Below are 26668 nucleotides of genomic sequence, written 5' to 3' on the forward strand. Positions count from 1 at the left end.
GTCCGCTACTCGGCCATCTGCGGAACCGGGGTGGTGACGACAGGCGCGGCGATCCGCCGGGGTTGCGCGGCCATGATCAGTGCCAGCGACAGGACCAGTCCCGCAGCACTGACTGCGATCAACGTTCCGTATCCGCCTGCGCTCTCGACGAGGCGGCCTCCCATGAACGGGCCGATCGCGAAGCCGCCGCCGATTGCGATGTTGGCGAGGTTCACCACTCGCCCCGACCGGTCCAGGCCCGACAGGGTGGACATGATGTAGGGGAGGATGAACGTCCAGGTGAACTTGAAAAGGAGTGCTGCAACGGTGAACCGGAGCAGCCCGGGCATTCCGGCGAGCAGGCCGACCGACAGCGTCATCGCCACGTACCCGACGAGGAGATTGGTTCTCGTGCTCGGCCGGGCGCCCAGGACAGTGGCCAGCGCGGAACCGGCGATACCCAGGACGGTGGCGATCGACAGGATCGAACTCGAGGTTTCGGTGCCGATGGTGGATGCCGCGGCAACGCCGCCGACGAACGTCCAGATTCCGCTGAGGCTCACGTAGAAGGCGAGCACGGCGACGAGTCCGAGTGCGGCGCGCAGTACATAGTTGTGCGTCGGTTTGGTCTCTTCTGTGCCGGTATGGTCGGCCGTGACGTTACGCTCCGGCAGGAATCGTGCGAGCGGCAGAACGAGGATCATCAGCACGGCGAGGGTCCAGTACACGACGCCGATTCCGAAGTTGTCGAAGAAGTGCGGAAGCACGGCCAATCCGATCGCCCCGAAGGACAATTGCCCCATCACCCACAGTCCGTACACGCGGTTGCGGTCGCGGGTCCGGGCGGCGAGCGACATGCACAGGACCATCAACGACCCGCCCGCGAGGGAGGTGAGAAAGCGTACGGCGAGCAGGGTGCCGTAATCGTCGATGTACGCGGAGCTGATGTTGCCGGCGATGAAGATCACGCCGAAGATCGTGGACATCGTCCTGATGTTGAATTTCTTCATCCACCACAGTGCGGGGATCGAGGCGAAGCTCATCGCACCGAGTTCGGCCGAGAACAAGTCACCCGTCTGCGAGGGATTCAGTCCCAGCTGAAGTTGGAGCTGACTGGCCACGGCGGGAGCCATCAGCAGGAGCATGCCGACAACGGACGAGAAGAGAACGATCAGTGCCACGCGACCCCTGGAGTTGGGATCGGTGCTGTCGAAGGGAGTGCGTCGACCGTCGAGAGTGTGAGGCATCGGGTGGTCCTTCGTGAGTGGAGGGAAGTCCAGGCTTAGTGCAGTCCGAGCTGGGTGAGGACGGTGAGCTGATCCCAATACCGCCGGGTCGAAGCGATCCGGCCGTTCTCGACCCGGTGGATGTCGCAGAAGGGAACCGACAGTGTGCGACCGGTGGGGCGGATGTCGTCTCCGTCCGGGGTCGAGAGGGGGCCGGTGTGGGTGCCGACGGCGACGAACTCCGTGACGACAAGACCGTCACCCCCCGCGAAGGTCAGCTTCTCGCACGTTCCGTCGCGGAACGGCCCGTCCCAGTGCCGGTAGTTGTCCGCCATCCCGTCGTGGCCCGCATGGGTCTCTCCGGTGGGCAGGTTCGTCCAAGTGGCGTCGGGGGTGAAGGAATCGACCCAGGCCGCGATGTCTCGGGTGTTCCACGCCTCGTACAAGGCTGCGATGGTGTCGAAATCGGGATTGGACACGGTGGGTCCTCCAGGATTGGTCAACGGTCGGTAGGGGTGTACTCAGCTCAGAGCTGATGCAGATCGGTGGCGGTCGATGTTTCGGCGTCGAAGACGGTGCGCCCCTCGAAGAGGGTCCGCAGCACCTGCGTCGATCCGACCTGCTCGGTCGGGACCTCGAAGATGTTGCGGTCGAGCACGATCAGATCGGCGGACTTCCCGTGGGTGATCGTGCCCTGCACGTGGTCGCGACCGACGACCCGTGCGCCGCCGAGGGTCATCAGATGCACAGCGGTGGCGAGATCGACGGCCTCGTCTCCGCGTTGCAGCATGCCCTGCAGGGCAGGGAACAGGTTCGGATTCGGGGTGATGATCCAGTCCGAGCCAACGGTCATCGTGGCGCCCGAGTCGAGGATGGTGCGGAATTTGAATGCATCGTCGTGCCCGGGAATGTCGAGGTGCCAGATCGCGGGCGACATCTCGGCGATCACGTCGAGCCGGCCGAATCGCGTGTAGTCGTCGTCGTGGATGAACGGGCAGTGCGCGATCTCGTGGGCCGGGCCGCGCGTGCCGTTGGTCTGGCGGACGGTCTCGAAGGCGTCGAGTGCGGCGCGCACGGAACCCGCACCGGCGCAATGAATTTTCACCGACAACCCGGCCGCGTCGAATCCGCGTAGCACCTCGGTGAGTTGATCTTCGTCGACGAGAATGTTGGTGGGGTCGACGCGGCCGTCGGCGTCGAGGTCCGCCTGTGTCATGTGCGGCGGCAGGGGCGACCCGTCGAGCCAGATCTTGATGCGTCCGGTATCCAGATGCTCACTGGTGAACGTCGCCCGTTCGGCGATGGTGCGGTCGAGTTCGGCGGTATCGGCCATGCCGAAACCCTCCTCCTTCCAGACCAGGTGCGCGGCAACGTGCAAGTTCAGTGCGCCGTCCCGGTCGAGGTCCCGGTAGGCCGCGAGCGCCTGCGGAGACGCGGAGGCCTCCTGGACGGACGTGATGCCGTACCGATGGCACACCGACGCCGCCCAGGCGACCGCGTCACGATAGATGTCGGCACGGTAATCGGACATGGCGCGCATGACGGGCCAGCGGGCCTGCTCGACGAGTTCCCCGGTCAGCTCGTTCGTCCCTTCCCGGCGGACCAGTCGGCCACCAGGTGGGTCCACCGAGTCGTCGGAGAGCCCGGCGAGGGCGAGTGCGGTGGAGTTGGCCAGGGCGTGGTGAATGGTGTAGTCGTACAGAAACACCGGCTGATCGGGAAACGCTTCGTCGAGGAATGTGCGGTCCAGTTCTCCCCCGGCGAAGTCGGCAGGAACGAACTCGCCGCCGACGATCCACGGCTGCACGTCCTCGTCGACGAGGTCGGCGCATCTGCAGTGACCGAGGTCGTGCACGATCTCCTTCGGGGAGCCACCCGGTGTCAGGCGGGCCTCGTAGCGAAACTTCAACCCGCTGAACAGCAGATGGGTGTGGGCATCGTGCAGTCCGGGCATCGCCATGCGGCCGTCGAGGTCGACGAATTCGGTACCGTCCGGGGCGGCGTCACGGACGTCGTCGTCGGACCCGACGACCGTGAAGACGCCGTTGTCGACCAGAACGGCCTGCACCCAGGGTGCGGCCGGGTCGACGGTGTAGATGCGGCCGTTGAGCAACGCGGTAGGCATCGGTTCTTCTTTCCATCGTGGGTAGGGGCGTCGAGTTGAGCCGTTCGCACTGTGGTCCGTCAGGACATGGAGACGGCGAGTGAGAATCGTGGGTCGAGGGCGACGGTGCCGACGTCGACCGCGCTGTGCCCGCCGTCCACCGGCAGCACGGCGGCGTTGACATAGGAGGCGGCGGGGGAGAGCAGCCACGCAATGGTGGCGGCAACTTCGGCGGCATACGCGGGCCGAGGCAGCGGGACGAGTGCGGAGGCGAGGCGATAGGCCTGCTCCGCGTCGACGCCGCGTTCACCGCCGAGTTCGGCCATTTCCTCGTCGGCCATCTCGGTGCGGGTCCAACCGGGGCAGACGACGTTGGCGCGCACTCCTCGCGGCCCGTAGTCGACGGCGACCGACTGCAGCAGCATGCTCAGTCCGGCCTTGGTGGCGTTGTAGCCGGGGGTTCCGCCCGAGGCGCGCAGCCCGCTGACCGAGGACACCCCGACTACTGCCCCGCTGCTCCTGACGAGGTGCGGCAGGGCGGAGTGCAGCAGGCGGTAGGGCCCGGTGAGGTTGGTCTCGACCATCGCCGCCCAATCGTTGTCGGACAATTCGCCGACCGGCCCGGGGCGGACGACTCCGGCATTGAGGACCAGTCCGTCCAGGCGCCCGAAACGGGTGACGGTGCTCTCGACGAGGCGGGCAACGGCGGCCTTGTCGGTGGTGTCGGTGACGATCGGATGTGCCCCGGTGGCGTCGGCCACCCGCTCGAGCGCGTCCGCCCGCCGCCCGCAGATCGCAACGGACCAGCCGGCGGCAGTGAGCGCCTGCGCGGTGGCGGCACCGATCCCGCTCCCGCCGCCGGTGACTATGGCGACTGCGCCGGACGCCTCCCGGTCAGCGAGCGTGGCCTGCGGTTCGTAGTCCGCTGTATTCGTCATTGTGGGGTCCTTCTGCGTGCCGAGGGCATGGGTGCGGTCGAAGCGAACCGCTGGCGAAGAGGAGCCAAATATCCAGATGGATAGATGTGATCGGTGGCACAAATATGCCCCGTGCTGTACAACTAGTCAAGTGGATAGATGAAAAGAATCCTGGAGGACTCCGATGACCGCTGTTACGTCCACGCCGGGTCGGAGTTCGCCGATGTACGGCGAGGGCAGACAGGCTCTGCTCGCCGCCGCCGTCCACGTCGTCGCCGCCCAGGGGCTGCGACATCTGACCTACCGGGCCGTCGCCCGCGAGGCGAACGTCACGCACGGCCTCGTCGCCCACCACTTCGGCAGCCGCGACGCCCTGCTCGACGCTGCCCTGCAGTATTCCGTCGAGAACAGCGTCGCCTCGATCAGTACCCGGCCCGGCACCGGTGATCTCGACGCGATCTTCGCCGGACTGATCGGGATGGTCGTCGTCAATCCTGACGAGCAGGCCTTCCAGTACGAACTGATCCTCGAATCGCGGCGCCGTCCCGAGCTGCGTCCGCACGTCGAGTCTCTGTACGGCACCTATCGTCAGGCGCTGCGTGAAGAGTTGGCGCACGGCGGAATCGACTGCGACGAGGCGATGGCTCAGCTGTTCATCGCGGCAGCCGACGGGCTGATCTTTCAGCAGATCACCCTCGACCGCCCCGAACTCAACGAGGCCGCGCTCGCGCACCTGCGCCGGTTTCTGCGCACGCTCGTCGAGTGAGGTGCGGGACCCGTGCTCCCCCACGTGGTTTCCGGTGAATCTCTTGATTGTCCTGCCGCCGAAGGTGTGCGGGATTAGTCAATACTTGTACGGTTCCGGGCAATGCGGTTCCGCCGATTCGGGAGCAGAGTGAGATTCACGTCACGTGACCTGGTCACGAGTATTTCGAGGAGTTCTCACAATGGATGTGCGCGAGCAGTTGCTGATCGACGGCCGGTGGGTTCCGGCCCGGTCCGGTGCCGAGTTCAAGACCTACGATCCGGCGACGGGTGAGCCGCTGGGCACGGTCGCGGACGCCGGCGCAGCGGACGTCGACGCCGCGGTCGCGGCGGCGCGGCAGGCGCTGACCGATCCGGCGTGGAAGGCACTGGTGCCCGCCGCCCGCGCGCGGCTGCTGTGGAAGGTCGCCGACCTGATCGAGCAGCACGCCGACGAACTCGCCGAACTCGAAACCCGCGACCAGGGCCAGCCGCTCGGGGTCGCGAAGACCGTCAGCCTCACCATGGCTGCCGAGGTCTTCCGCTACTACGCCGGCTGGTGCACCAAGATCGAGGGCAAGAACTCGGCGGTGTCGATCCCCAACACGATGCACTACACCCGCCGGGAACCGGTCGGAGTGTGTGCCCTGATCACCCCGTGGAACTTCCCGCTGATGATCGCCGCCTGGAAGCTGGCCCCGGCGCTGGCCTGCGGCAACACGGTGATCCTCAAGCCCGCCGAACAGACGCCGCTGAGCACCGTGTTCCTGGCCGGGCTGTGCGTGGACGCCGGGTTCCCGCCCGGAGTCGTGAACTGCCTGACCGGCGGTCCAGAAGCAGGCAAGGCCCTCACCGAGCACGCCGACGTCGACAAGGTGTCGTTCACCGGGTCGACCGCGGTCGGTAAGCAAATCGTCGTCGCCGCCTCGGGCAACCTCAAGCGAGTCACCCTCGAACTCGGCGGCAAGGCGCCGAGTGTCATTGCGCGGGATGCGGATATCGACGCAGCGGTCGCGGGGAACCTACAGGGCGCCCTGCTCAACAGCGGTCAGGTCTGTGCCGCCTACACGCGATTCTTCGTCGACTCGAAGCGGGTGGACGAGTTCACCGAGAAGATCGCCGCCGCGGCGGGCGCGCTGCCGATCGGTCCCGGCATGTCTCCGGAGACGGTGATCGGCCCGCTGGCCTCGCCCGAGCACGCCGACCACGTCGAGCGTCTCGTCAACGCCGGGGTCGCCGAGGGCGCGCAACTGGTGACCGGCGGCAGCCGCGTCGGCGGAGAGTTGTCCGGCGGAAACTTCTTCGCGCCCACCGTGTTCTCGGGTGTGCGCGATGACATGACCATCGCCCGCGAGGAGATCTTCGGGCCGGTGCTGTCGATCCTGTCCTACGACGACGCCGACGAGCTCGCCGCCCGCGCCAACGACACCGATTACGGTCTGGCCGCCTGCATCTGGACCAAGGACCTCGAGTTGGCGCACAACCTCGCCGCGTCGATCCACGCCGGCAGTGTCTTCGTCAACATGCTGCCGTTCCTCGATCCCGCCGCCCCGTGGGGCGGATTCGGTTCCAGCGGATGGGGCCGGGAGATGAGCTCCAACGCCATCGACGAATTCACCGAGACCAAGGGCGTCTGGGTCAACCTCGGCTGACCCGGGCCCCGAACGACCCACGGAAATCCCCACAGAACCAAGGACACCTGACACCATGAGCACCTCCACAACCTCGGCCTTCAGCTGGAACAAGGACGACTGGGCCTCACTGAGCGAGATGGCCGACGGCTTCGACGAATACCGGCCCGCCTACAGCCGCGCCCTCGACGGCCGGGAACTCACCCTGAACGCCCGCTTCGTGGATTCGGGTGACGAGTTCACCCTCACCCACGCATTTTCCGAAGCAGAACTGAGCTGGCATACCGGCGAGCAGGCCGGCACCGAGACCTACGAGCTGTTCGAGATGCAACCCGGACTGTTCTACCTCCACTACCGGCGCAGCGGCGAGGACCACCCGGTCGTGGTCAGCGCCGCACTCGATCTGACCACCGGTCAGGTCACCGGCGCGGTCGGCGAACTCGGACTCGGCCCCAACCCCCACCTCGCCCGCCAGCGGTGGTTCCAAGGCCAGATCGCCGGCAGCGCCGCCCCCTCAGCCGACGCCCACGAGCCGACCGACGAGCTGATCGGGCGCCGGGTGCGCTACGCCTACAGCCGCGACGACGTCTACGACCACGTCTATCTCAACGAGAACCTCTTCACCTGGCTGTGCATCGGCGGCGCCGAGCTCGGTGTGGGTGACACCGACAGCTGCACCTACTGGAAGCTGCGCGAGCACACGTACCTGTTCTCCTGGCTGGAGAAGAATGTCGGCGTCGAGGGCATGGTCCTGGTCGACCTGAACGCCCTCCGCACCGTCGGCATCCAATTCGGCATCGACCAGCAGAGCGGTGATCTGGTCAACATCACCATGGGCTCGTACGCGCGCGAATTCGAACGCACCCCGTCTGTCGACGACGCCCGCCCCGGACCCACGGCCTGACGCGGATCCGTCCGCCAACTGTCACCCACGAACACGCCGCGACACCCACCCCGCACTACCCCGCGAATGTCTTTCTTCGGAGGCTCCCATGTCCACCCCTCCCCACCAGGCCGTCCCGCCGCAGAACACCGGTCACAACGAGCCCCCCGGGGAGGGGCGGGCGGGGTTGCGGGCCGGCAGGCTCGGGGTTGCGGCGATCGTGTTCTTCGTCGTCGCCGCAGTCGCCCCGATGGCCGCGATCGTCGGCGCCTCTCCCGTCGTCTTTTCCGTCAACGGCGTCGCCGCCCCCGCGACGTATCTGCTGGCGGCCCTGTTGTTCGTCGTCTTCTCCGTGGGGTATGTGACGATGAGCCGGCACATCACCAATGCCGGCGGCTTCGTCGCATACATCGCGCAGGGATTCGGGCCGCGACTGGCCACTGCCGCCGCCGGGCTGGCCATCCTGGCCTACACGGCGCTGCAGGCGGCCCTGTGGTCCCAGTACTCGGTGTTCGCGCAACAGTTGATCACCGACAAACTCGGTGTCGACGTGCCGGCGTGGGTGCTGCTGTTCGCCACCTTGGCCGTGGTCACCGCACTCACCGTCCGCGGTGTCGACGTCAGCCTGAAGGTACTGGGGCTGCTCGTGTTGCTCGAGGTCGCCGCCTTCGTCGTCCTGGACGTCGCGATCATTTTCGGGGGCGGCGTCTCGGGGAACTCGCCGGCGGCCTTCGATCCGTCCGCGCTGGTCGGTCCCGGGCTCGGTGTGGCATTCCTGTTCTGCATCACCTGCTTCACCGGTTTCGAGGCCACCGTCGTCTTCTCCGAGGAGGCGAAGGACCCACACCGCACCATTCCCCGCGCCGTGTACACCTCGATCGCGTTCATCGGCGTCTTCTACGCCCTGACGACCTGGGCGCTGGGCAACTCGGTCGGCGCGGACGCCGTCCAGGCCGCCGCCACCGACGACCCGGCCGGATTCGTGTTCGCCATCGCCGAGTCCGAAGTCGGTGCCTGGTTGAGCACGGTGATGGAAATCCTGGTGGTGACCAGTTTCATCGCCATGCTTATCGGCTTCCAGAACATGTTCTCCCGCTACCTCTACGCGCTGGGACGAGCGAAGGTGCTGCCGCACCGCCTCGGTGAAGCCAACGCCAAGACCGGCACGCCCGCTGCGGCCGCCTTGGTAGTCGGCGTCGCGCTCGCGATCATCCTCGCCGTCTTCGAACTCGCCGGCGCGGACCCGATCACCGTCACCTTCAGTTGGTTGCTGTCCCTGGGCACCGTCTCGCTCATCGTGATCCTCGCCCTCACCTCGGCGTCGATCATCGCCTTCTTCGTCCGCACCCGCCTGGAGACGAGTATCTGGAAAACCACGGTGGCACCCGCCGGCGCACTCCTCGGATTCGCGGTGGTCGTGTGGCTCGCCGTGCAGAACTACGACGTCCTGCTCGGCGGACAGGGCGGCGTCGCACGATGGCTGCTGCTGCTGATCCCGCTCTGCGCGGCACTGGGATTCTGCTGGGCGGCACTACGCCCGAACATCGACTACCAAGCCGAACTCGTCTGACACTCACCCCCACTCCGCCGCCCACGCAGTCGTGGCCGTGCCCCAGCCGGCACCCACACACCACCCGGCTCCCAGCCGGCGCCGGCTTCCGCGTGATCCGCGGAGCAGGCGTGCATTCCACGCCTGAGCGACCCGATGTCGTCATCATCGGCACCCGACTCCCGCCTCGACGGCATCGCGGCCGTCGGGGCGGTCAGAATTACAGGACCGGGCATCGGCATCGTGGCGGTCACCGGACCTCAACCGACCGACTCCGACAGCGTGTGCGAGCTCCTCGATACCGGCGCCGACGACGTCTTGATTGCTCCGGTTGTTCGCGATGAAGCCTTCGCCCGGCTACGCGCGTTGCTCCGGCGCCTCGCACGCCCGGTACTGAATCCGTCACATCCCGCGTCCAGCACCCTGGACACTGCGCGCAGTGCAGCCGAAATACACGACGCCCGAATTCTTTTGACCAGAAACGAATTCGAACTGAAGGGCATCCACACCGTCCGCGGGATCGGCTTCACACTGCACGCCTGATCTACGCCGGGCATCGTGCGGATCTGGAAGGGCGACATCGGTATCGGCGGCCGAGCTGGGTGTCCGGCCGCCGATACCGGTCACGTCAGGCCGGTGCCGCGCCGGCCCGGCGGAGGTGACGGGCGAAGAACCGGGCCGAGCTGTCCCGCTCGTAGTCGGGCACCTGGTTGTACCCGCCCGGGTGGGCGTGCAGTGTTTTCTCCCTCGAGGCGAAGGCGTCGAACAACGCGAGACCGGCTCGGCGGTCGATGTACTCGTCGTCCCACGGAATCCGGTACTCGACCGGGACGGTGATCTGTCGTGCCGTCTCGATCAGAGCGTCGTCGACGAAGACCGCACCGATGCTCAGGGCGGCGATCCGGGGTTCGACCGTCGCCAGCTTCAGCCCGGTCACGACACCCAACGTCATGCCGCCGTAGCCGACGGGCGCTTCGGTGCCGATGTCGGGTAGCGCCTGCAGGGCGTCGAGGGTTTCCTGCCATTCCGGCACCGCGCGCTCCGCCAGCGACGCGTTGTATTCGATGACGATCGGGGCGATCGGCTCGCCCGCCGCCCGGGCCTGATGGATCGCGTCGCCCCACCGCTGGTCCTGAGTGTTCCGCGGCCGGTCACCGTGTCCGGGCGCGTCGATGGCGGCGACGGTGTACCCGTAGGTGCTCACGCAGTCGAGTGCGCCGGCGACCAGCCCAGGCGCCCTCTTATGCATGCCGCCGCTGTGCCCCGACAGCAGCAGCGGTGCGCCGACAGTTCCGGATACGGGCGACCAGAGTACGCCGGTGATCTCGCCCAGGGTGAAGTTGCGTTCGATGACACCGTTCGACGATGCCTCGGAGGTGAAGTGCATGGTGTTGCCTTTCGGGATTGCCTAGTTGTCGAGGCGCTCCCGGCGACACCTACGTCGATCGCCCGGCCGTGAAGAGGGGGAGCACCCACCTGCGTACTGCGTTCATGGGTCTCACCTCCTCGCTCGAAGTCACGGTCTCCCGGACGTTAGCAGTGCGGGCGTCGTGCCCGCCAATCATTTTCCGGCCGCCCGTCGAGTCTCGTGACCGTGTTCCCGCAGCCACCGCCTGACATGCCGAAATGGCGCGTGGCCTGTGGTGCCCGCGCCGTGTTCCCTCCGACTTCTCGGGAGCTGTGATGCCTTGACAACCACCGCTCTCTGTGACCACGATTACTACATCATGTGATAGACGTTATCACAGTATGAGAGGAAATCATGAAGGTCGCTGTTCTCGGGCTCGGTGAAGCCGGAAGTCTCTACTCGTCGGGATTCCTCGCGAAGGGCTGGGAGGTGACCGGCTTCGACCCGGCAGACACCGCCACCCCGGCGGGGGTGCTGCGCTTCGACGCCGTCGCCGACGCCGTCCGGGGCGCGGATCTGGTGCTCAGCCTGACCAGTGCGAAGGTGGCCGTGCGGGCCGCCGCCGACGCTGCCCCCCATCTGTCGGACGGCGTCTGCTTCGCGGACATGAACGCCGCTGCGGCCGAGATCAAGGCGCAGGTCGCGCACTTGGTCACCGAGGCCGGTGCCTCGTTCGCCGACGTCGCAGTCGTCGGCTCGGTTCCCGCCAACGGGGCGCGCACCGCCCTCGTGATCAGCGGCGACGGATCGGCTTCGGCAACAGCATATTTCGAAGAACTCGGCGCCTCGGTCGAGGACATCGGCGGCGCCCCCGGGGACGCCTCGAACCGCAAGCTGCTGCGCAGCACGTTCATGAAGGGCCTCGGCGCGTTGATCGTCGAATCGGTCGATGCCGGGATCGCCGCCGACGCCGAGCAGTGGGTGCGTGCCCAGATCGCCGGCGAGCTGTCCGGCAGCTTCGCGGCCCTGGACCGGCTGCGGGACGGCACCCGCAAGCACGCCGCGCGACGCTCGGTGGAGGCGACCGCCTCGGTCGAACTCCTCGACACCCTCGGCGTCCGCCCGGTCCTCACGTCCGCCACGGCACAGGCGCACCGCACGCTCGCCGATGCGAACGGACGCGCCACCGACGAGTTGCCCGACGCCTACGCTGGACTCCCGGTCGCCAACATCGGCGATGCCCGCCAGCGCATGGGCATGGTCGATTCGGGTATCCACGCAATGTGGAAGGGTGCACGCATCGTCGGTCGTGCCCGCACCGTGTGGACCCGGGCCGGCGACAACAAGGCGCTGCACGAGGCGCTGGCCAAGGTACAGCCGGGTGAGGTGATCGTCATCAACGGACAGGGCGACCGGAACCGGGCCTTGATGGGTGAGTTGATCGCCGAACGCGCCCGCTCCCGCGGCTGCGTCGGCATGATCATCGACGGCGCTGCCCGCGACATCGACGTCCTGCAGGAAATCGGGTTCGGCGTGTGGGCCCGCGCGGTCAACCCGGCAGGCCCCTACAAGGACGGCCCCGGCAAGATCGACGTCCCGGTCGCGGTCGGCGGCGTCGTCTGCGCACCCGGCGATCTGGTCGTCGCCGACGACGACGGCGTCATCATCATCCCGGCCGCCGAGGCATTCACCAGCCTCGCCGGTGGCCGCGCGGTCGAAGCAGACGAGGCGCAGCGCCGCGCCGCGATCATCGCCGCCCGCAAGGTCGCATCATGATCGCCATCTGGGCGTTGCTGGCGTTCATCGCCTCCATCGTCTTCTGGAACGCGGTCCTCAAACGCAACATCGGCGAGTCGATGATCGTCGGGTTCGTCGTCGTCGGTGCGTTCGCCGGTCGCGACGCCCCGAAATACATGTGGGACGGCTTCGTCGACTCGATGCAGGAGGAAGTGACGTTCGCCGGTCTGGCGTTCATCTTCATGAGTTTCATCCTCGCGAAGACGCCGGTGCTGGACCGGCTCATCGACATCCTCAACTCCTTCCTGGGGCGGCTGCGCGGCGGCCCGATCTACACCTCCACCGTCGCCGGCGGCATGTTCGGAGCCATCGCCCACGTCGGGGCCTCCGTCACCGCCGCGGTCGGCTCGGTGACCGTGCCGTGGATGAAACGCTCCGGTGTCAGCGGTGAACTGTCCGCCACCGTCGTCGCCGGCTGCGCCGGCATGGGCGTGACGTTCCCGTTCAGTGCCACCATGTTCATCCTGGTCGGATCGAGCACCGTCACCGGCATGATGGCCGCCGACGACATCATCGTCCCGCTCGCCATCGCCGGCCTCTGGTGCCTCGGCTACCGGCTCGTGCTGAGCTACTACCTGGTGCGCAAGAACGGCCTGCAGCCGATCGCCCCCGAGGACCGCATCCCGGTCAAACGGAGCCTGCGTGTCGGCTGGACCTCGCTGTTGCTGTTCGTCCCGATCCTGATCCCGCTGCTGCTCACCCGCGGGCCGATCGCCGCCCCCATCGCGCACTACACCGACCTGGTGATGTCGAGTGCCCTGAGCCTGATCACCTGGATCCCGGTCCTGATGATCCTGCTGGTGCTCTTCCTCGGCCGCCGGCACCTGCCCAGGACCACCACGGGCTGGTGGAAAGTCCTCGGCGACGCGGCACCCCAGTTCGGCGTCATCGGCATCACCATCGTCGCCGCGTTCTCCGCTTCGGCGGTGCTGGCCAAGCTGAAGCTGCCTCAGCAGCTGACCGCGATGCTCGAAAGCCTCAGCGCACCGTCCTGGTTGATGGCGATCCTCGTCGGCATCATCATCGTCATCATCGCGATCCCGCTGACCGCCTCCGCCACCATGGCCTCGGTCGGCCCCGTCGCCGTCGCCGCACTGGTCGGCACCGGCATCGCCGCCCCCGTGGCCGCGGCCGCCGTCCTGGTGTTCGCGTCCACCGAAGGCGCCTCCCCGCCGTCGGGCGCCCCGATCTACGTCGCCTCCGGTATCGCCCGGATCGACCCGTCGAAGATCTTCATGCCGCTCCTGAAGTACTACTGCGTTCCCATCCTCGGCATCGGAGTGCTCATCGCCCTCGGCCTCCTCCCCGTCTGATCCCGCGACAGGAAACCTCATGTTCCAGAAAAGCTTCTCCACCCTCTTCCGCATCAGCGTCGTCGCGTTCCTGCTCGGCGGACTGGCGATCGTGCTCGGCCAGACCGTCGGCCTGATCCTCGGTGACGGCCACATCGTCACCCACGTCGAGGAACTGCTCGCCCCCTACGCCTACGGATCCGCCGGCGTCGCGGGACTCCTGGCCTTCGTGCTGTCGTACTTCCACCACGGCGGAGAGGAGGACGCCCTCGGAAACGAGGACTCTCCCGCCCGCGCCAACGAGCACGTCGGATGACCACGCCCGCGAACACGATCGGCGCCGACTCCACCTACACCGACCTGTGCGCCCGCACCGACGGCGCCCCGGCCGGGTCGAGCTGGGGAATCTTCGACAACCGGGACCGGGGGACGGCGAACTTCGCAGGCCCCGGGCAGGTCCGCGACGCCGCCGGCCTGGTCACCCGGGGTGCAGTGTTCGCCCTCGACTACCCGCTCGGAGCGTTCGACCCACCGATGGCCCGGTCGCGGACGGCGCCGAAGCACACCATCGTCTCCGCGCACGCCGAATCCCGGGACGACCTGCTCGACGGCTTCTACCTGCAGGCCAGCAGCCACCTCGACGGGCTGCGCCACCGACGGGTGTCCGGACACGGCTACTACGACGGCACCCCCGACGACCAGGTCACCGAGAACGCTCCCGCGCTCGGGATCCAGGCGTGGTCACAAGATCCGATCGTCGGCCGCGGACTGCTCCTCGACCTCGAAGGGCTGTTCGCGGACCGGGGCGCCCCACTCGATCACGTTCGCGGACCGGCGGTCGAGGCCGCCGACCTCGACGCCGCCCTCGGCCGCCAGAACGCCCGGATCCAGGACGGCGATCTGATCCTCGTCCACACCGGCTGGGCGCACTGTTACCTGACCGCCACCGACGACCAGCGCAACGAGGTCCGCGCAGGTCGCCGCTCCACCGGCTTCGCGCAGAGTCGCGAACTCGCACGATGGTTGTGGGACAACAAGATCGCCCTGTTCGGCACCGACACCTTCGCCGTCGAGGTCCTGCCCGTACTCCCCGGCAGCCCCTTCGCCGAGTCCGCTCCCGAGGACGCCGGCATGATGCACCAGGAACTGATCGGCAAACTCGGCGTCCCGCTCGGCGAACTGTGGAACCTCACGGCCCTCGTCGAGGACAGCCGCCGCACCGGTACCTGGGACGCCCTCGTCACCGTGAAACCGCTCAACTTCGTCGGCGGCGTCGGTTCACCGTGCAATGCGACCGCCATCCGCTGATCGTCCTCGCACCCGATTGTTCTCGTAGAATGATAAGTTCGATCGAAAGCGTGGTACTTCGCCTCAGGTGAGTGGCGATGTGCGTAGGCGCGCACACCGCCACTCACCTGAGATGGTCTCGACCCGGAGGGGGCGCAATGGCGGCACCGACAAACAACATGCGTTCCCTGGACCGCGCGTTCGACGTCCTCGGCGTCCTGCAGGACGCCAAGCAGCCACTGCGATTGAGTGAGGTCGCCCGGCACGCCTCTCTGCACGTCGCCACCGTCCAGCGCATCCTCGGGGTGCTCCTCGACCGCGGCTACGCAGCGCGGATCGGTGACACCTACACCGCCGGCCCCGCCGCGCTGGCCGTCGCCCACGCATTCATGGTCACCAACCCGCTCAGCGTCCTCGCCCAGCCCACACTGCAACAACTCGCCGCCAACACAGGTTTCACCGCGTCGATATACGTGCGGGTCGAAAACTCGCGAGTCCTGATCGCCCGAGTCGAAAGCGAACACCCGCTCAGCTACATACTTCCCGTCGGCGAGCGCCTCCCGCTGTACCTCGGCGGCGCAGGCAAGACCATTCTCGCCCACCTCGACGCCGAGGAAGTCGAGACGATCCTCGCCGGCATCGGCGACGTTCCCCTCGCCGGCGGCGGCACATTGCGGAAGGACGAACTGCCCGCGCAGCTCGACAAGATCCGCAGCGACGGCTTCGCGGTCTCGGTCAGCGAACGCCTCTTCGGCATCGCCTCCGTCACCGCTCCCGTCCGGGCCGCCGACGGCACCCTCGTCGCCGTCCTCGGCGTCACCGGACCCACCGACGCCCTCGACGACGCCCAGATCGCGCACCTGATCCCCGAAGTCCGTCGCGCCGCCACCTCCCTCGGCGCACGGGTACCGGTCACCGGTTAGCGGATCTCTCCACCCCGGGTCTCGCGCGACCCGTGTGGACGGCGCGGATCGGTGACTTGGCCTTCCAGCCGACCGTCGGTTCATGTTCCGGCACGCGTCGCAGTGGCTGTCCGGGCGGAGTTGCGACCAGGCGGTGCGGACGGTGTGGAGGGCGTCGTTTGCGGTGACGGCCAGGCGGGTCTGGCTGGCAAGCTGTGATTGCCACTCATGGTCCCTCGGTGGTTTCGCAAACGCGTAGTCGCCGGGATTCCTGCCGGTGGGTCCGTACTTGCGGAAGAGTGTGGCAGCGCCCACAGGTCCCAGAGGTCGCGGGCGGCCGCGCGGTCGCACCAGGTAGCGGTTTTGGAGGCGGCGAAGGCGGCGAGCGTCGGTACGAGCAGCCGGGCGGGCGGGGCGTCGCTGTAGCGCTGGATGAGGTGGTCTCGCTCGACCTGGTCGGTCGCGACCCCGAATTGAGTGGCGACACCGTCGCGTTCGTCGAGGTTCACGACCGTGTCCTCGCCCATGTTTCGGCTCGGGTGAGAGCGGCGGCCATGCCGTGTTGTTCGGTGGCGAGGGCGGCCAGACGCGTGTGGTCGCTGCGTTGGTGGAGGGTCGCGATCGCGGTGGGGATTTCGATCTCGGCGTCACCGAGTTGCGGCCACCGTGCCAGATCGAGGATGGTTTGCTCGGGGGTGGTCACCAGTGTGGCCCCGAGTGGGGTATCGATGCGTTCGGCGTCGAGTTCGGTGGTGTCGCGGCGGAGGAAGACGATGGTGGCGGGCCGGTCCGTGAGGGTGATCGGTCGGTGTCGGCGCGGGACGGCGGCGATGGCGGTGGCCAACGCTCGGGGTATCGCGTGGTGCAGGCGTGCTGCACTGATGCCCATCACGATGGCCTCATCGGGTCCGTAGATGGTGGTGGCTATCCCGGCGGCGGTGGCTTCGAGACCCGGGATCCAGGGGCGGCCGGCGTGTTCGGGGGGCGTGACGATGTAGTAGCCGGGGGCGGCGCGGTGCAGGACGCCGCGGGCGACCAGGCGGGCGAGTTCGGGCCGGGGGTGAGCGTAAACGTCTGTGGCGTCCTGGGGGCGGAAGGTTCGCAGCGGGCGCCTGGCAAGTGGTGCAGGTACGGCGGTGGTGTGTACTCGTGTCACAGAAGTCCCACCTTTCTGTGCGCATTTCGTAGGGTCTAAGCCCACGTAATGTTCCTACGTCGTGCAATCACCGCGGGAGGATGCTGCGTAATCGTGCTCTCCGTTTGCTCGACTGACTGTTCTTCGTGCGCTTCGTGTGGTCCGTGGATCGTTAGGGTGTTGCCATGGAGCGCCGGATCGACGAAGCCGTGGTCCATTGGGTCGAGCACGGTAGTGGTGTGCCGATTGTCGCCCTGCACGGCGCCGGCGTGGATCATCGTGAGATCGAGGCGGCGATCGAGGCCGTCGTCCCGGGCACGGGGTACCGGCGGATCTACCCGGACCTGCCGGGGATGGGCCTGTCGACAGCGGACGGTCTGACCTGCAACGACGATGTGGTGACGCTGCTCGGCGACTTCATCGACGGCCTCGGGGCGGGCCCGGTGATGCTGGTGGGGCATTCGTACGGCGCCTATCTGGCTCGTGGTGTGGCCACCCGGCGTCCTGATGTCGTGCTCGGTCTGGCGTTGGTGTGTCCGGTCGCCGAGCGGTCGCGGAACGTGCCCGACCACACCGTGGTTCGTCGGGACGCCGATGCCTACGACGAACTCGACCGTGCGCTGTGGGCGGGGTTCGGCGAGTACTTCGTCGTGCGCACCCGGGCCACCGCTCGCCGCTACCGCGACCATGTGGTGCCGGGTACGACACTCCTCGACGAGGAGGCGCTCGGCCGCATCTTCGCCGGGTGGGCGGTCGACGTCGGGTCGAGTGTGTTCCCGGGGCCGACGCTGATCGTGGCCGGCAGGCGCGATTCGGTCGCCGGGTACGCCGACGCGTGTGAATTGCTCGAGCGCTATCCGCACGCCGCCCTGGCTGTCGTCGAGGACGCCGGTCATGCGCTCGTGCACGAGCGGCCCGCACTGCTCGCCGCACTGTTCGGTGATTGGCTCGATCGCGTCGATCGGAAATAGTTCGGAGGCGATGTCGAGAACCGGTGTTCGGCTCCGTCCCTGGGGTGAATGCGGCCAGAATGGGTCGCACCGTTACCGAGGAGAACATGATGGCCAAGTACCTTCTGCTCAAGCATTACCGCGGCGCGCCGGCGGCGGTCAACGACGTGCCGATGGCGGAGTGGACGCCGGAGGAGATCTCGGCGCACGTGCAGTACATGCAGGATTTCGCGACCAAGCTGGAGGGGACCGGGGAGTTCGTCGACGGTCAGGCGCTGTCACCGGAGGGGACGTTCGTCCGTTACGACGGCGAGGGGCGGCCGCCGGTCACCGACGGCCCGTTCGCGGAGACGAAGGACCTGATCGCCGGCTGGATGGTGATCGACGTCGAATCCCACGAGCGGGCGCTCGAACTGGCCGGGGAGCTGTCGGCGGCGCCCGGTGCGGGTGGGAAGCCGATCCACGAATGGCTCGAGCTGCGCCCGTTCCTGACCGCGCCCCCGACCATCTCGGACTGCCACGGTGGATCGGGCCTGGGGGCCTGACAGTTCCGGCCGGCATCGAAGCCTCGTGGCAGGCTGGGTCGAGGGGAACCGATTCGAACGACCCCTCGGCCTGGCCACACGAAAGGGAATGTCGCTGATGACCGTCCGTACCGTGAACACAGAGGCGGGGCGACTCTCCGGTGACCACACCGACGGGGTCGCCCGCTTCCTGGGAATCCCCTACGCGGCAGCCCCGGCGGGCGAACGCCGATTCGCACCGCCGGCTCCGGCCGAACGATGGTCGGGGACCAGGGACGCCACCGGTTACGGCGCGACCGCACCCCAGCCGCAACTGCATCCCACTCAGGCGTGTCTGGCGCCGCTGGTCGGGCCCGGATGGGTGACCGGAGACGGCAACTACCTCAATCTCAACGTCTGGACACCCGACCCCGGCACGAGCGGGCTCCCGGTGATGGTCTACCTCCACGGCGGCGGGTTCATGATCGGCTCGGGTGCCGCACCGGCGTTCGACGGCACGGCGTTCGCGCGCGACGGCGTCGTCCTGGTCACCGTCAACTACCGACTCGGCGCGGAGGGCTTCCTCGCGCTGCCCGGTGCCACGAACATTGGGTTGCGCGACCAGATCGCCGCACTGCACTGGGTTCGCGACAACATCGCCGGGTTCGGCGGGAACCCGGACAACGTCACCGTCTTCGGCGAATCGGCGGGCGGCACCTCGGTCGCGTTCCTGCTGCACTCCCCGCCGGCCGCGGGACTGTTCCGGCGTGCGATCGTCCAGAGCGGACACGACGAGATGGCCCGCCCACTCGCGCTCACCGAAGAACTCACGAAGGCAGTCGCCGCCAGGCTCGGAACCTCCCCGACCGCGGACGCGTTCCGAGCATGCCCTGCCCCCGACCTGCTGCGCGCGCAGGGTGCCCTGCTCAGAACCGCGCCCCGCCCAGATCTGCGCGACGACAACGGTGTCGACCCAGGACACGGACGCGCACTGTTCCTCCCCACCACGGGGGACGACGTCCTCCCCGACCCGGTCGGAGTCCCGAGCACCCACGCACACAGCGTCGAACTGTTGATCGGCACGACACTCGAGGAAGCCAACCTCGGTTTCGGCGCCGACGCGTTCGCCGCCTTCGACGCGGATGACGCCGTCGCCGAACTGGCCGCCACCTACCCCGAGGCCGACGCGCTCCTGGAACGACACCGTCTCCACGACCCGGCCGTCACCCCCGCGCAGGCACTCACCGCCGCCTACACGGATCTGATGTTCCGATCGCCGAGCCGCCGCACCGCGCACCGTCACCCCGGCCCCGCCTACGTCTACGAATTCGCATGGCGATCACCACTGCACGGCGCCGCACACGGCCTCGACGTCCCCTTCGTCTTCGACACCACACAGGCATGCCGCGGCCTCGTCGGCGAAAACGCACCGGACGCCCTCACCCGCGCGATGCACCGAGCCTGGCTCGATTTCGCAACCCACGGGGACCCCGGCTGGCCCACCTACGACATCGCTCGACAAGCGATGAGGTTCGACGCCGGCCCCCGACTCGGCGAGGACACCGCTCCCGACGACATCGGCGCCGGATTCAGCCGGTGGTCTCGTCCCGCCGGCGAGTAGGAAACGCGACACGAACGGTCAGTGCGCTGCCGGTGAGGAGTGCTCCGACAGCGCACCACGGTGCGGCGAGGGGCCACCCGGTAGACGGCACGGCGTCGGTCAGGGCGCCGACGGCGACGGATCCGAGCAGGACGGCGGCTCCGCCGATGGAGGCGAAAACGCCGTAGTACGTTCCGAGCCGGCGACCGGAGGCCATGCGGGCGATCGCATCTCGGGCGACGGGCATGGCGATCATCTGGCCGAGTGCGAGCAGGAGTACGAAGGCGGCGGGTGGAATCAGTCCGGGTATCCCGTGGGGCCGGGCGGGGACGGCGACGGCCATGACGGCGAAACCGACGGCCATGACGGCGAGGCCGAGAGGTAGTGCGGCGTGGGTGTGCGCCCGTCTCGTGATGGGTAACTGGGCGGCGACGACGAACACCGAGGACAGGGCGAAGAACCAGCCGAGCGGGGACTGCGATCCCCAGGCCCGCTCCACCTCCAGTGGCAGCAGCAGGTACAGCTGGTTGTACGCGACCAACTGCGTGCTCATCGCCGCGGCGAAGAGGAGGAACGGCCTGTTTCCGAGGACTTCCCGCCAGCCGTCTCGCCACCTGTCGGTGGCGTGGGCGCCGGGCCCGGACGGCAGCCACCGCAGGTGCGCGAGCAGGATCGCGACGAATACCCCGGCTGCGGCGAGGCACGCGGCCGAGAAGTCGGCGAGCAGCAGCACCGATCCGACCAGTGGCCCGGTGAACGATCCGATCTGCCCGCACACGGTGAACAGAGCGAACGCGTCCACCCGGGACCGTCCCGCGTCGTCGGTGCGCCCGGCGGCCGTGGCGAGCGCCGATTCGACAGCGGGCGAGAACAGCGCGCCCGCGAACCCGGTCAGGACGGTCGCGACCACGATCCCGGGCACGGACGTGAACAGGGCCAACCCGGCGAAACCGAGGATGCGGCAGACGCAACCAGTGAGGACCACCGGTTTGACGCCCCAGCGGTCGGCGAGCGTGCCGCCGACGAAGAACAGCCCCTGCTGCGAGAAGGTGCGGAGACCGAGCACGGCGCCGACGAATGCCGCCCGCAGACCGAGATCGTCGGACAGGTACACCGACAGGTAGGGCAGCACCATGAAGAAGCCGACGTTGAACGCGAGTTGGGTGAGGACGAGCAGCCGGACCTCCGGGGTCGCCGCGGCCAGACTGCTCAGCAGCGACCATCGACCCACGAAGCGCCGGCGGGTGTCCGTTTCCGTCACGAGTTGTCGTTCCTCAGTGGACGGGAACGGGAACCGGACCCGGCTCGAACAGGATCGACAACCGCCCCTTGGCCTCGTCGACGAGTACCTCGGCCCGGACGTTGTACACCTGGGCGATCAGGTCCGACGTCAGCACGTCGGCGGGGGTTCCGCCCGCGACGACGCGACCCTCCTTCAGCACGATGACCGTGTCGCAGAACATGGCGGCGAGGTTGAGGTCGTGCAGGGCGATCACGCTGGTGACCGGCAGCCGCGTGACGAGCGAGAGCAACTCCAGTTGGTGATGGATGTCGAGGTGGTTGGTCGGCTCGTCGAGGAGCAGCTCGCGCGGTTGTTGAGCCAGGGCACGGGCGATCTGCACTCGCTGCTTCTCGCCGCCGGACAGTCTGTGCCAGAGCCGATCCGCCTTGGCCGTGAGGCCGGTGTGCTCGAGCGCGGCGGCGACGGCGGCGTCGTCGGCGGCCGGGTTGCCACCGAACGTTCCGCGGTGCGGGATACGTCCGAGTCGCACGACGTCGCGCACACTGATGTCGACGTCGGTGTCGGCGTGCTGGCTGACGACGGCGACGGCGCGCGCAATGTCCTTGCGCCGCACGGTGGTGAGGTCGTTGCCGTCGAGGGTGACGACACCCGAGGTGGGGCGGACGACGCCGTTGAGCAGGCGCAGGAGCGAGGACTTGCCGGATCCGTTGGGTCCGAGCAGACCCACCGTCGCCCCCTGTGCCGGTGTGACGGTGACGCCGTCGACGACCAGTGCGCCCCCACGGTTCCAGGTGACGCCGTCTGCGTGGAGTGTCACTGGGCTCTCCTTCGCCGGGACAGGATGACGATGAACGCGGGGACGCCGACGAGGGCGGTGCCGACACCCACCGGCAGTGGGGTGGGTGCGAACGCGACCCGGGAGACGGCGTCCACCCACACCATGAAGACGGCGCCCATCACCGCGGTCGCCGGGATCAGCCGACTGTGTGTGGGGCCCACGAGGAATCGGGCGGCGTGGGGGAGGACCAGTCCGACGAAGCCGATTGCGCCGGCGACGCTGACGAGGGTCGCGGTGATGATCGCCGTGACCACCAGCAGCAGCAGGCGAACCTTGCCGACGGCGATGCCGAGCGACGCGGCCACCTCGTCGCCGAAGGAGAAGGCGTCGAGGACGTACGCGTAGCGCAGGCACAGGGCGGTGCCGGCGAACACCACGATCGCGCACAGGGTCACGTCGTCCCAGCGGACGCCCTCGAGGGAGCCGAGCAGCCAGAACATCACGCCGCGGGTCTCGTCGGAATCGGCGAACGCGAAAATGACGAACGACGTGAGCGCCGAGAACAATTGGGTGCTCGCGACGCCCGCCAGGATGACGCGGTCGTTGTTGCCACCGGAGATGTGGGCGAGCAGCAACACCAGCCCGAACGCGACCAGAGCGCCGATGAACGCGCCTCCGGACAGTCCGAGTGCGGCGCCACCGACGCCGAGCACGCCCACCACCACGGCACCGGTCGACGCACCCGACGAGATTCCCAGAACGAACGGGTCGGCGAGCGGGTTGCGCAGCAGCGACTGCATGATGACGCCGCAGAGTCCGAGTCCGGCGCCGCACGCGGCGGCGACCAGTGCCCGGGGCAGGCGCTCCTCCCACACGATCGCGTTCTTCGACAGCCGCACCGGAATATCCGCGAGCCCCAGGTGATTGAGCAGGACGTCGCGAACATTGACCAGTGAGACGTCCGCCGGTCCGAGCGTGACCGCGACGAGAATGGACAGTCCGAGCGCGACGATCCCGCCGGTCGCGATCAGTGTCCCGAACACCCACCGCCGCCGAACCGGTGCGGGGACACCGGTGTCGGCGTGGTCGAGGGTGGCGGTCAGGACGGGACCTTCTGATCGCGCAGGCCGGTAGCGACCTTCTCGAGGCCGTCGACGGCGCGGATGGACGGGTTCATCTCGGCGCCGTGCAGGGCGATGTACCGCTTGTTGCGCACCGCGTCGAGGTTCTGCGTCACCGGGTCGGATTCGAGGAAGGCGATCTTGTCCGCCAGCAGGTCACCGGGGAAGCGGTTGCGGAGCAGGTCGCCGAGAATCAGGACGTCCGGGTTCCGTTCCACCACGATCTCCCAGCCCACGGGCGACCAGTCGTCGGTGAGATCGGAGAACACGTTGGTGGCACCGACGGAGCGGGCGAGGAGGCTCGCGGACCCCAGACCGCCGGCCACGTACGGACTCTTGGTGTCGGCGAACCAGAATGCCGTCGACACGGTCGACTTCTCGATGGACGCCAGTGCCGCGGCTTCTCGTTCCTTCAATTCGCCGATCAGCTGTGTGCCGCGCTCGGTCACGTCGAATACCGCGGCGAGCTCACCGATTTCCTGGTACAGCGCGTCCATCGTCAGGGGGTTCGTGCGCTTGCCGCCGCCGTTGATGCTGACCCCGTTGTCGCAGTCGGTGGGAGACAGGTACGACTCGACTCCGGTCTCGGCGAACCGGGCGCGCTCCGCCACGCCGCCCTGCTTGAAATGCCGGCCGAACGACGCCGTCACGAAGTCCGGATCGGCGTCCAGGACCACCTCGTACGTCGGGGCGTTGTCCGCGAGCCGCGGCACCGACGCGTTGGCCTCCGCGAGGTTCTCGCGGATCGGGTCCGTCCACGACGCCGTGCCCACCAGCCGGTCGGCGAGGCCGAGCGACAACAGGATTTCGGTCGAGCCCTGGTCCAGTGACACCACCCGCTGCGGCGCGGCGTCGACGGTGACCTGCTGTCCGCAGTTGTCGAGGACGAGGGGGTAGCTCGTGCTGCCCTCGCCGGCCCGGGCGGCGCCGGAGTCGTCGACGGTTTCGGATTGCCCACAGGCGGCCAGGGTGCTCGCCAGTACTGCGGCGATGGCCACGAGGCCGATTCGGCCCACGGATGTTCTCACGCTCGTCATGCTTTCTGTTCGTCCAGGATCAGCGCCCCGCTCGGGCGTCGATCCCGGCTGTCGAACGAAAAGAGCGATCAGCACGTGCACGCGAGGAAGCGCGTGAACGTTATCACGAAGTAAACCTAACCTAACTAATTGGTGTGTTGTTTCGGCCATATTCAGGAGCGAACGTGCTCTTCGACGGAAACAGCACGACCGGTCCGTGCCGGTGTCGAATCCGGATTCGGTGATGCGATCCGCGGGTACGCGGGAATCATGTACACACGACGAGCAACTCTGATCGCTGGAGTGTCGCTGACCGCGCTCGTCGCAGCCGGGTGCGGCAGCGACGATGCGTCGACGGATGCCACCGTCGAGACACCCCCGGTTTCCGCCGAAACGACGACTAGCGTGCCTGTCCCACTTCCCGGCACGACAGGCGACGGCTTCCAACTTCCCGTGGAAGGTGCGAGCGAGGACAACGCGTTCACCTACGACGAAGTGGCTGTCCCGGTGGGTTCCTCCGTCCATCTCGAATCCGAGGGACAGGACGGCCGCACGACGGTGACGTTCACCGCGACCGGACTCGCGCCCAACCGTGACTTCGGGGTGCACGCGCACACGCGGCCGTGCGGACCGAAACCCTCGGATTCGGGACCCCACTATCAGAACGATGTCGATCCCGCTGCCACCCCGGAATCGCCGTCTTCGGATCCGGCATACGCGAACCCTCGGAACGGGATCTGGCTCGACGTCACCACCGACGCGAGCGGCAACGCGCAGGCGTCGACGACGGTCGACTGGGAGTTTCGCGAAGGCGAGGCCAATTCCGTAGTGCTCCACGCGCAGCACACCATGACCGGTCCCGGTCAGGCCGGGATGGCCGGTGATCGCCTGGCCTGCATCAACGAGGACTTCTGACGGCTCCAGCCGGTGGTGACCGGCGGAATGCCTATCCGACGTGCGAAGCCGCGGTTCGCGGCCCTCGTGGGCGCGGACCGGGGGAGACACCGAGCACGACGAGCGGGCGACGCTCTTCGTCGGGCAGTGCGTCGGCCCGCCACTTCTTCACCGCTCGATAGAGCCACTGGCCCACCTGTTCTCCGTCGGCGGTGACGTAGTTCGCGGGAACGAGTGCGTTGCCGTGCTCTTCGCGGTAGGCGGCGATGGCGGTGAGCATCCGTCGCCGCTTGCTGTCGGCCGGTGACACGGCCGGGAGTGGGACGGCGTCATCGCTCCACAGGAAGCCGATCGCGTCGAGTTGCTGGATGCGTTGGGGCGGCAGGGTGCCCAGCATGCGGGCCACGCGCTGGCGATCCTGCCACCGTCCGAGTCGGAAACCGCAGTCGGTGACGTAGTCGGAGGGCATCACGCTGCGCGGATGCTGATGCCGAAAGGCGCAGTAGAGTTGCAAGGCGGAGGCTGCGGACTGGTTATCTCGCATCGAGATCGCATCCTTGTGAGAGCCGTGAAACAGTGTCCGGGTAGTCATTAGTTCAAGTATGTCAAACACATTGACGATCTGTCACGGAAGTCGGCTCGTGTTGGGGTGCAATTGTGTGCGAATGACCGTCCCTGCGGACCGTTACAGCGCCATCTCCCGCGTCTTCTGCGCGAGTTCGCCGAGGCGGCGGGCGCGGGCGATCTCGGCCGGCGTGAACGGCTCGTCCGCCGACCGGGCGAAGACGAGCAGCTCATCACCCGACGGGATCTCGACGCTCGCCGCCGTGGTGGAAACGTCGGTCACGCGCGTATCGACGTACTGGGCCCCGAGGAGTTCCGCGATCGACAGGGGAAGTTCGGACGGATCGGCCACCACCCGCGACGCCAACGTCAATGCCTTGGTCTGGCCGTCGATCAGGGCGAGCGCCGACGCGGGCCAGATGCCGACATCGTGACCGCCGCCGGCGCGAACGGCATTGGACAGTGCCTCGGGCGTCGTGTCCCGGCACGCCCCGACGATCAATTCGTCGAGTGAACCGCCGTCCAGGTGATGAACGTGCACGGTCAGGATGTTGGCACCTCGCTCCGCGAGGTTGCGGGCCAGCGATTCCAGCTGTCCCGGGCGATCGCTCACCCGGACGCGGATGCGCCAGAGCGACTGTCCGGTCACGAGGTGGCCGTGCTTGCCGTCCGCGGGACCGTGCAACCACCCGCCGAGGAGCCGCATCGCCGACGGCTCGACCACCCAGATCACCAACACGGTGGTGGTGACGGTGAGGACCGCGACGGTGATCAGATAGGAGACGTGGAAATGAATGACCAAGGCGTGAAGTAACAGCTCGACGGGAAACACGGCGCACAGCTTCGCCAGCGCCAGCCGGACGCGGCGGGGATGCGGAAGCCGGCCGCACGCCTCGCACGCGTTCACGTGAACTCCGGGTTCTCTCACGGGATCGTTCATGCCCCCACTGTCGACCCGCCGTATTGCGAAGCGGTTTCCTCACACGGTCGGTGGTGTGACGGTCGATCGTGAAATACGTTGGCGTGCAGCAGGAATGTGGCACAGCAGACATGTGGTGCGGAAGACTCCGCGCGGCTGGTGTGAGCGGGGACATGGAAGCGGGGGGGGGGGCGGGGGGGGGTGTCCCGGTGGGAGGGGGGGGTGTGGGGGGGGGCAACGGGCGGAGACCCCCCCCCCCCCCTTCCTTTCCCCCCCTCCCCCCCCT

General features: G+C 67.9%; 27 protein-coding genes. 14 read left to right on the forward strand and 13 right to left on the reverse strand.

What is annotated here, in order from left to right; genetic code table 11:
- Positions 1-5: 5 nt before the first annotated feature.
- From ACFU5V_RS01335 to ACFU5V_RS01350, 4 genes are read right to left on the reverse strand one after another with little or no spacing between them, the layout of a single operon-like run.
- On the reverse strand, positions 6-1226 hold the full coding sequence (locus tag ACFU5V_RS01335; protein ID WP_378696221.1) for an MFS transporter: 1221 nt from the start codon (positions 1224-1226) through the stop codon (positions 6-8).
- A gap of 35 nt (positions 1227-1261) precedes the next feature.
- Positions 1262-1684 carry an ester cyclase gene (locus tag ACFU5V_RS01340; RefSeq protein ID WP_378696223.1) on the reverse strand — a complete coding sequence of 141 codons (423 nt, stop codon included), beginning with the start codon at positions 1682-1684 and terminating at the stop codon, positions 1262-1264.
- A gap of 47 nt (positions 1685-1731) precedes the next feature.
- On the reverse strand, positions 1732-3330 hold the full coding sequence (locus tag ACFU5V_RS01345; protein WP_378696225.1) for an amidohydrolase: 1599 nt from the start codon (positions 3328-3330) through the stop codon (positions 1732-1734).
- A 59-nt stretch (positions 3331-3389) separates the two neighbouring features.
- The gene (locus tag ACFU5V_RS01350; protein WP_378696227.1) at positions 3390-4247 is read right to left on the reverse strand and encodes an SDR family NAD(P)-dependent oxidoreductase; all 858 of its coding nucleotides are present in this window, start codon (positions 4245-4247) and stop codon (positions 3390-3392) included.
- A gap of 163 nt (positions 4248-4410) precedes the next feature.
- Here ACFU5V_RS01350 and ACFU5V_RS01355 point away from each other — a divergent pair, with 163 nt between their 5' ends.
- The 5 genes from ACFU5V_RS01355 (at position 4411) to ACFU5V_RS01375 (ending at position 9576) form a co-directional block, all read left to right on the forward strand.
- Positions 4411-4992: a TetR/AcrR family transcriptional regulator gene (locus tag ACFU5V_RS01355; protein WP_378696229.1), complete on the forward strand. Its 582-nt coding sequence runs from the start codon at positions 4411-4413 to the stop codon at positions 4990-4992.
- Positions 4993-5173: 181 nt separating this feature from the next.
- Positions 5174-6622, forward strand: a complete 1449-nt coding sequence (locus ACFU5V_RS01360) for an aldehyde dehydrogenase family protein (RefSeq protein WP_378696231.1) — start codon at positions 5174-5176, stop codon at positions 6620-6622.
- A gap of 55 nt (positions 6623-6677) precedes the next feature.
- Positions 6678-7505, forward strand: a complete 828-nt coding sequence (locus ACFU5V_RS01365) for a MoaF C-terminal domain-containing protein (RefSeq protein WP_378696233.1) — start codon at positions 6678-6680, stop codon at positions 7503-7505.
- Positions 7506-7593: 88 nt separating this feature from the next.
- Entirely contained in the window at positions 7594-9054 is a 1461-nt protein-coding gene (locus tag ACFU5V_RS01370) for an APC family permease (RefSeq protein WP_378696235.1), read from the forward strand.
- Between the two features lie 222 nt (positions 9055-9276).
- The gene (locus tag ACFU5V_RS01375; RefSeq protein WP_378696237.1) at positions 9277-9576 is read left to right on the forward strand and encodes a hypothetical protein; all 300 of its coding nucleotides are present in this window, start codon (positions 9277-9279) and stop codon (positions 9574-9576) included.
- Between the two features lie 85 nt (positions 9577-9661).
- Here the strand turns inward: ACFU5V_RS01375 and ACFU5V_RS01380 are convergent, their stop codons facing one another.
- Positions 9662-10420 (reverse strand): alpha/beta hydrolase, encoded by a 759-nt coding sequence (locus ACFU5V_RS01380; RefSeq protein WP_378696239.1) that lies wholly within the window; start codon positions 10418-10420, stop codon positions 9662-9664.
- Between the two features lie 375 nt (positions 10421-10795).
- On the opposite strand from ACFU5V_RS01380, the gene ACFU5V_RS01385 reads away from it, so the two are divergent.
- From ACFU5V_RS01385 to ACFU5V_RS01405, 5 genes are all read left to right on the forward strand, one after another.
- Positions 10796-12157 carry an NAD(P)-binding domain-containing protein gene (locus ACFU5V_RS01385; protein ID WP_378696241.1) on the forward strand — a complete coding sequence of 454 codons (1362 nt, stop codon included), beginning with the start codon at positions 10796-10798 and terminating at the stop codon, positions 12155-12157.
- On the forward strand, positions 12154-13491 hold the full coding sequence (locus tag ACFU5V_RS01390; protein ID WP_378696243.1) for a TRAP transporter large permease subunit: 1338 nt from the start codon (positions 12154-12156) through the stop codon (positions 13489-13491). Before ACFU5V_RS01385 ends, ACFU5V_RS01390 begins: the two co-directional genes overlap by 4 nt.
- A gap of 19 nt (positions 13492-13510) precedes the next feature.
- Positions 13511-13786: a hypothetical protein gene (locus ACFU5V_RS01395; RefSeq protein ID WP_378696245.1), complete on the forward strand. Its 276-nt coding sequence runs from the start codon at positions 13511-13513 to the stop codon at positions 13784-13786.
- On the forward strand, positions 13783-14778 hold the full coding sequence (locus ACFU5V_RS01400) for a cyclase family protein (protein WP_378696247.1): 996 nt from the start codon (positions 13783-13785) through the stop codon (positions 14776-14778). The genes ACFU5V_RS01395 and ACFU5V_RS01400 overlap by 4 nt, the downstream gene beginning before the upstream one ends.
- 137 nt (positions 14779-14915) lie before the next feature.
- A complete protein-coding gene (locus ACFU5V_RS01405) occupies positions 14916-15680 on the forward strand; it encodes an IclR family transcriptional regulator (RefSeq protein ID WP_378696249.1) in 765 nt (254 codons plus the stop codon).
- Positions 15681-15760: 80 nt separating this feature from the next.
- Here the strand turns inward: ACFU5V_RS01405 and ACFU5V_RS01410 are convergent, their stop codons facing one another.
- Complete coding sequence (locus ACFU5V_RS01410; RefSeq protein ID WP_378696251.1) at positions 15761-16186, reverse strand: nucleotidyl transferase AbiEii/AbiGii toxin family protein; 426 nt, start codon at positions 16184-16186, stop codon at positions 15761-15763.
- Positions 16165-16815 (reverse strand): type IV toxin-antitoxin system AbiEi family antitoxin, encoded by a 651-nt coding sequence (locus ACFU5V_RS01415; protein ID WP_378696253.1) that lies wholly within the window; start codon positions 16813-16815, stop codon positions 16165-16167. The genes ACFU5V_RS01410 and ACFU5V_RS01415 overlap by 22 nt, the downstream gene beginning before the upstream one ends.
- A 164-nt stretch (positions 16816-16979) precedes the next feature.
- Here ACFU5V_RS01415 and ACFU5V_RS01420 point away from each other — a divergent pair, with 164 nt between their 5' ends.
- The 3 genes from ACFU5V_RS01420 to ACFU5V_RS01430 all read left to right on the forward strand — a co-directional run bounded on the left by ACFU5V_RS01420 (position 16980) and on the right by ACFU5V_RS01430 (position 19868).
- Positions 16980-17765 (forward strand): alpha/beta fold hydrolase, encoded by a 786-nt coding sequence (locus ACFU5V_RS01420; RefSeq protein ID WP_378696255.1) that lies wholly within the window; start codon positions 16980-16982, stop codon positions 17763-17765.
- Positions 17766-17854: 89 nt separating this feature from the next.
- Positions 17855-18289: a YciI family protein gene (locus ACFU5V_RS01425; protein ID WP_378436688.1), complete on the forward strand. Its 435-nt coding sequence runs from the start codon at positions 17855-17857 to the stop codon at positions 18287-18289.
- 97 nt (positions 18290-18386) lie between these two features.
- Complete coding sequence (locus tag ACFU5V_RS01430; protein ID WP_378696257.1) at positions 18387-19868, forward strand: carboxylesterase/lipase family protein; 1482 nt, start codon at positions 18387-18389, stop codon at positions 19866-19868.
- Here the strand turns inward: ACFU5V_RS01430 and ACFU5V_RS01435 are convergent.
- The 4 genes from ACFU5V_RS01435 to ACFU5V_RS01450 are packed head-to-tail and all read right to left on the reverse strand — an operon-like array spanning position 19837 to position 24017.
- A complete protein-coding gene (locus ACFU5V_RS01435; RefSeq protein WP_378696259.1) occupies positions 19837-21108 on the reverse strand; it encodes an MDR family MFS transporter in 1272 nt (423 codons plus the stop codon). The genes ACFU5V_RS01430 and ACFU5V_RS01435 overlap by 32 nt on opposite strands.
- A 13-nt stretch (positions 21109-21121) precedes the next feature.
- Positions 21122-21907 carry an ABC transporter ATP-binding protein gene (locus ACFU5V_RS01440; RefSeq protein WP_378696261.1) on the reverse strand — a complete coding sequence of 262 codons (786 nt, stop codon included), beginning with the start codon at positions 21905-21907 and terminating at the stop codon, positions 21122-21124.
- A complete protein-coding gene (locus ACFU5V_RS01445) occupies positions 21904-22911 on the reverse strand; it encodes a FecCD family ABC transporter permease (protein ID WP_378696263.1) in 1008 nt (335 codons plus the stop codon). The genes ACFU5V_RS01440 and ACFU5V_RS01445 overlap by 4 nt, the downstream gene beginning before the upstream one ends.
- Before the next feature lie 56 nt (positions 22912-22967).
- Positions 22968-24017 carry an ABC transporter substrate-binding protein gene (locus ACFU5V_RS01450; protein WP_378696265.1) on the reverse strand — a complete coding sequence of 350 codons (1050 nt, stop codon included), beginning with the start codon at positions 24015-24017 and terminating at the stop codon, positions 22968-22970.
- A 258-nt stretch (positions 24018-24275) separates the two neighbouring features.
- Here ACFU5V_RS01450 and ACFU5V_RS01455 point away from each other — a divergent pair, with 258 nt between their 5' ends.
- The gene (locus ACFU5V_RS01455; RefSeq protein WP_378696267.1) at positions 24276-24920 is read left to right on the forward strand and encodes a superoxide dismutase family protein; all 645 of its coding nucleotides are present in this window, start codon (positions 24276-24278) and stop codon (positions 24918-24920) included.
- 31 nt (positions 24921-24951) lie between these two features.
- Here the strand turns inward: ACFU5V_RS01455 and ACFU5V_RS01460 are convergent, their stop codons facing one another.
- On the reverse strand, positions 24952-25443 hold the full coding sequence (locus ACFU5V_RS01460; protein WP_378436684.1) for a helicase associated domain-containing protein: 492 nt from the start codon (positions 25441-25443) through the stop codon (positions 24952-24954).
- Between the two features lie 141 nt (positions 25444-25584).
- Positions 25585-26403: an amino acid-binding protein gene (locus ACFU5V_RS01465; protein ID WP_378436686.1), complete on the reverse strand. Its 819-nt coding sequence runs from the start codon at positions 26401-26403 to the stop codon at positions 25585-25587.
- Between the last annotated feature and the right edge of the window lie 265 nt (positions 26404-26668).

The organism is Rhodococcus sp. NPDC057529 (assembly GCF_042802055.1).
In the GTDB taxonomy this organism is placed as follows: domain Bacteria; phylum Actinomycetota; class Actinomycetes; order Mycobacteriales; family Mycobacteriaceae; genus Rhodococcus_F.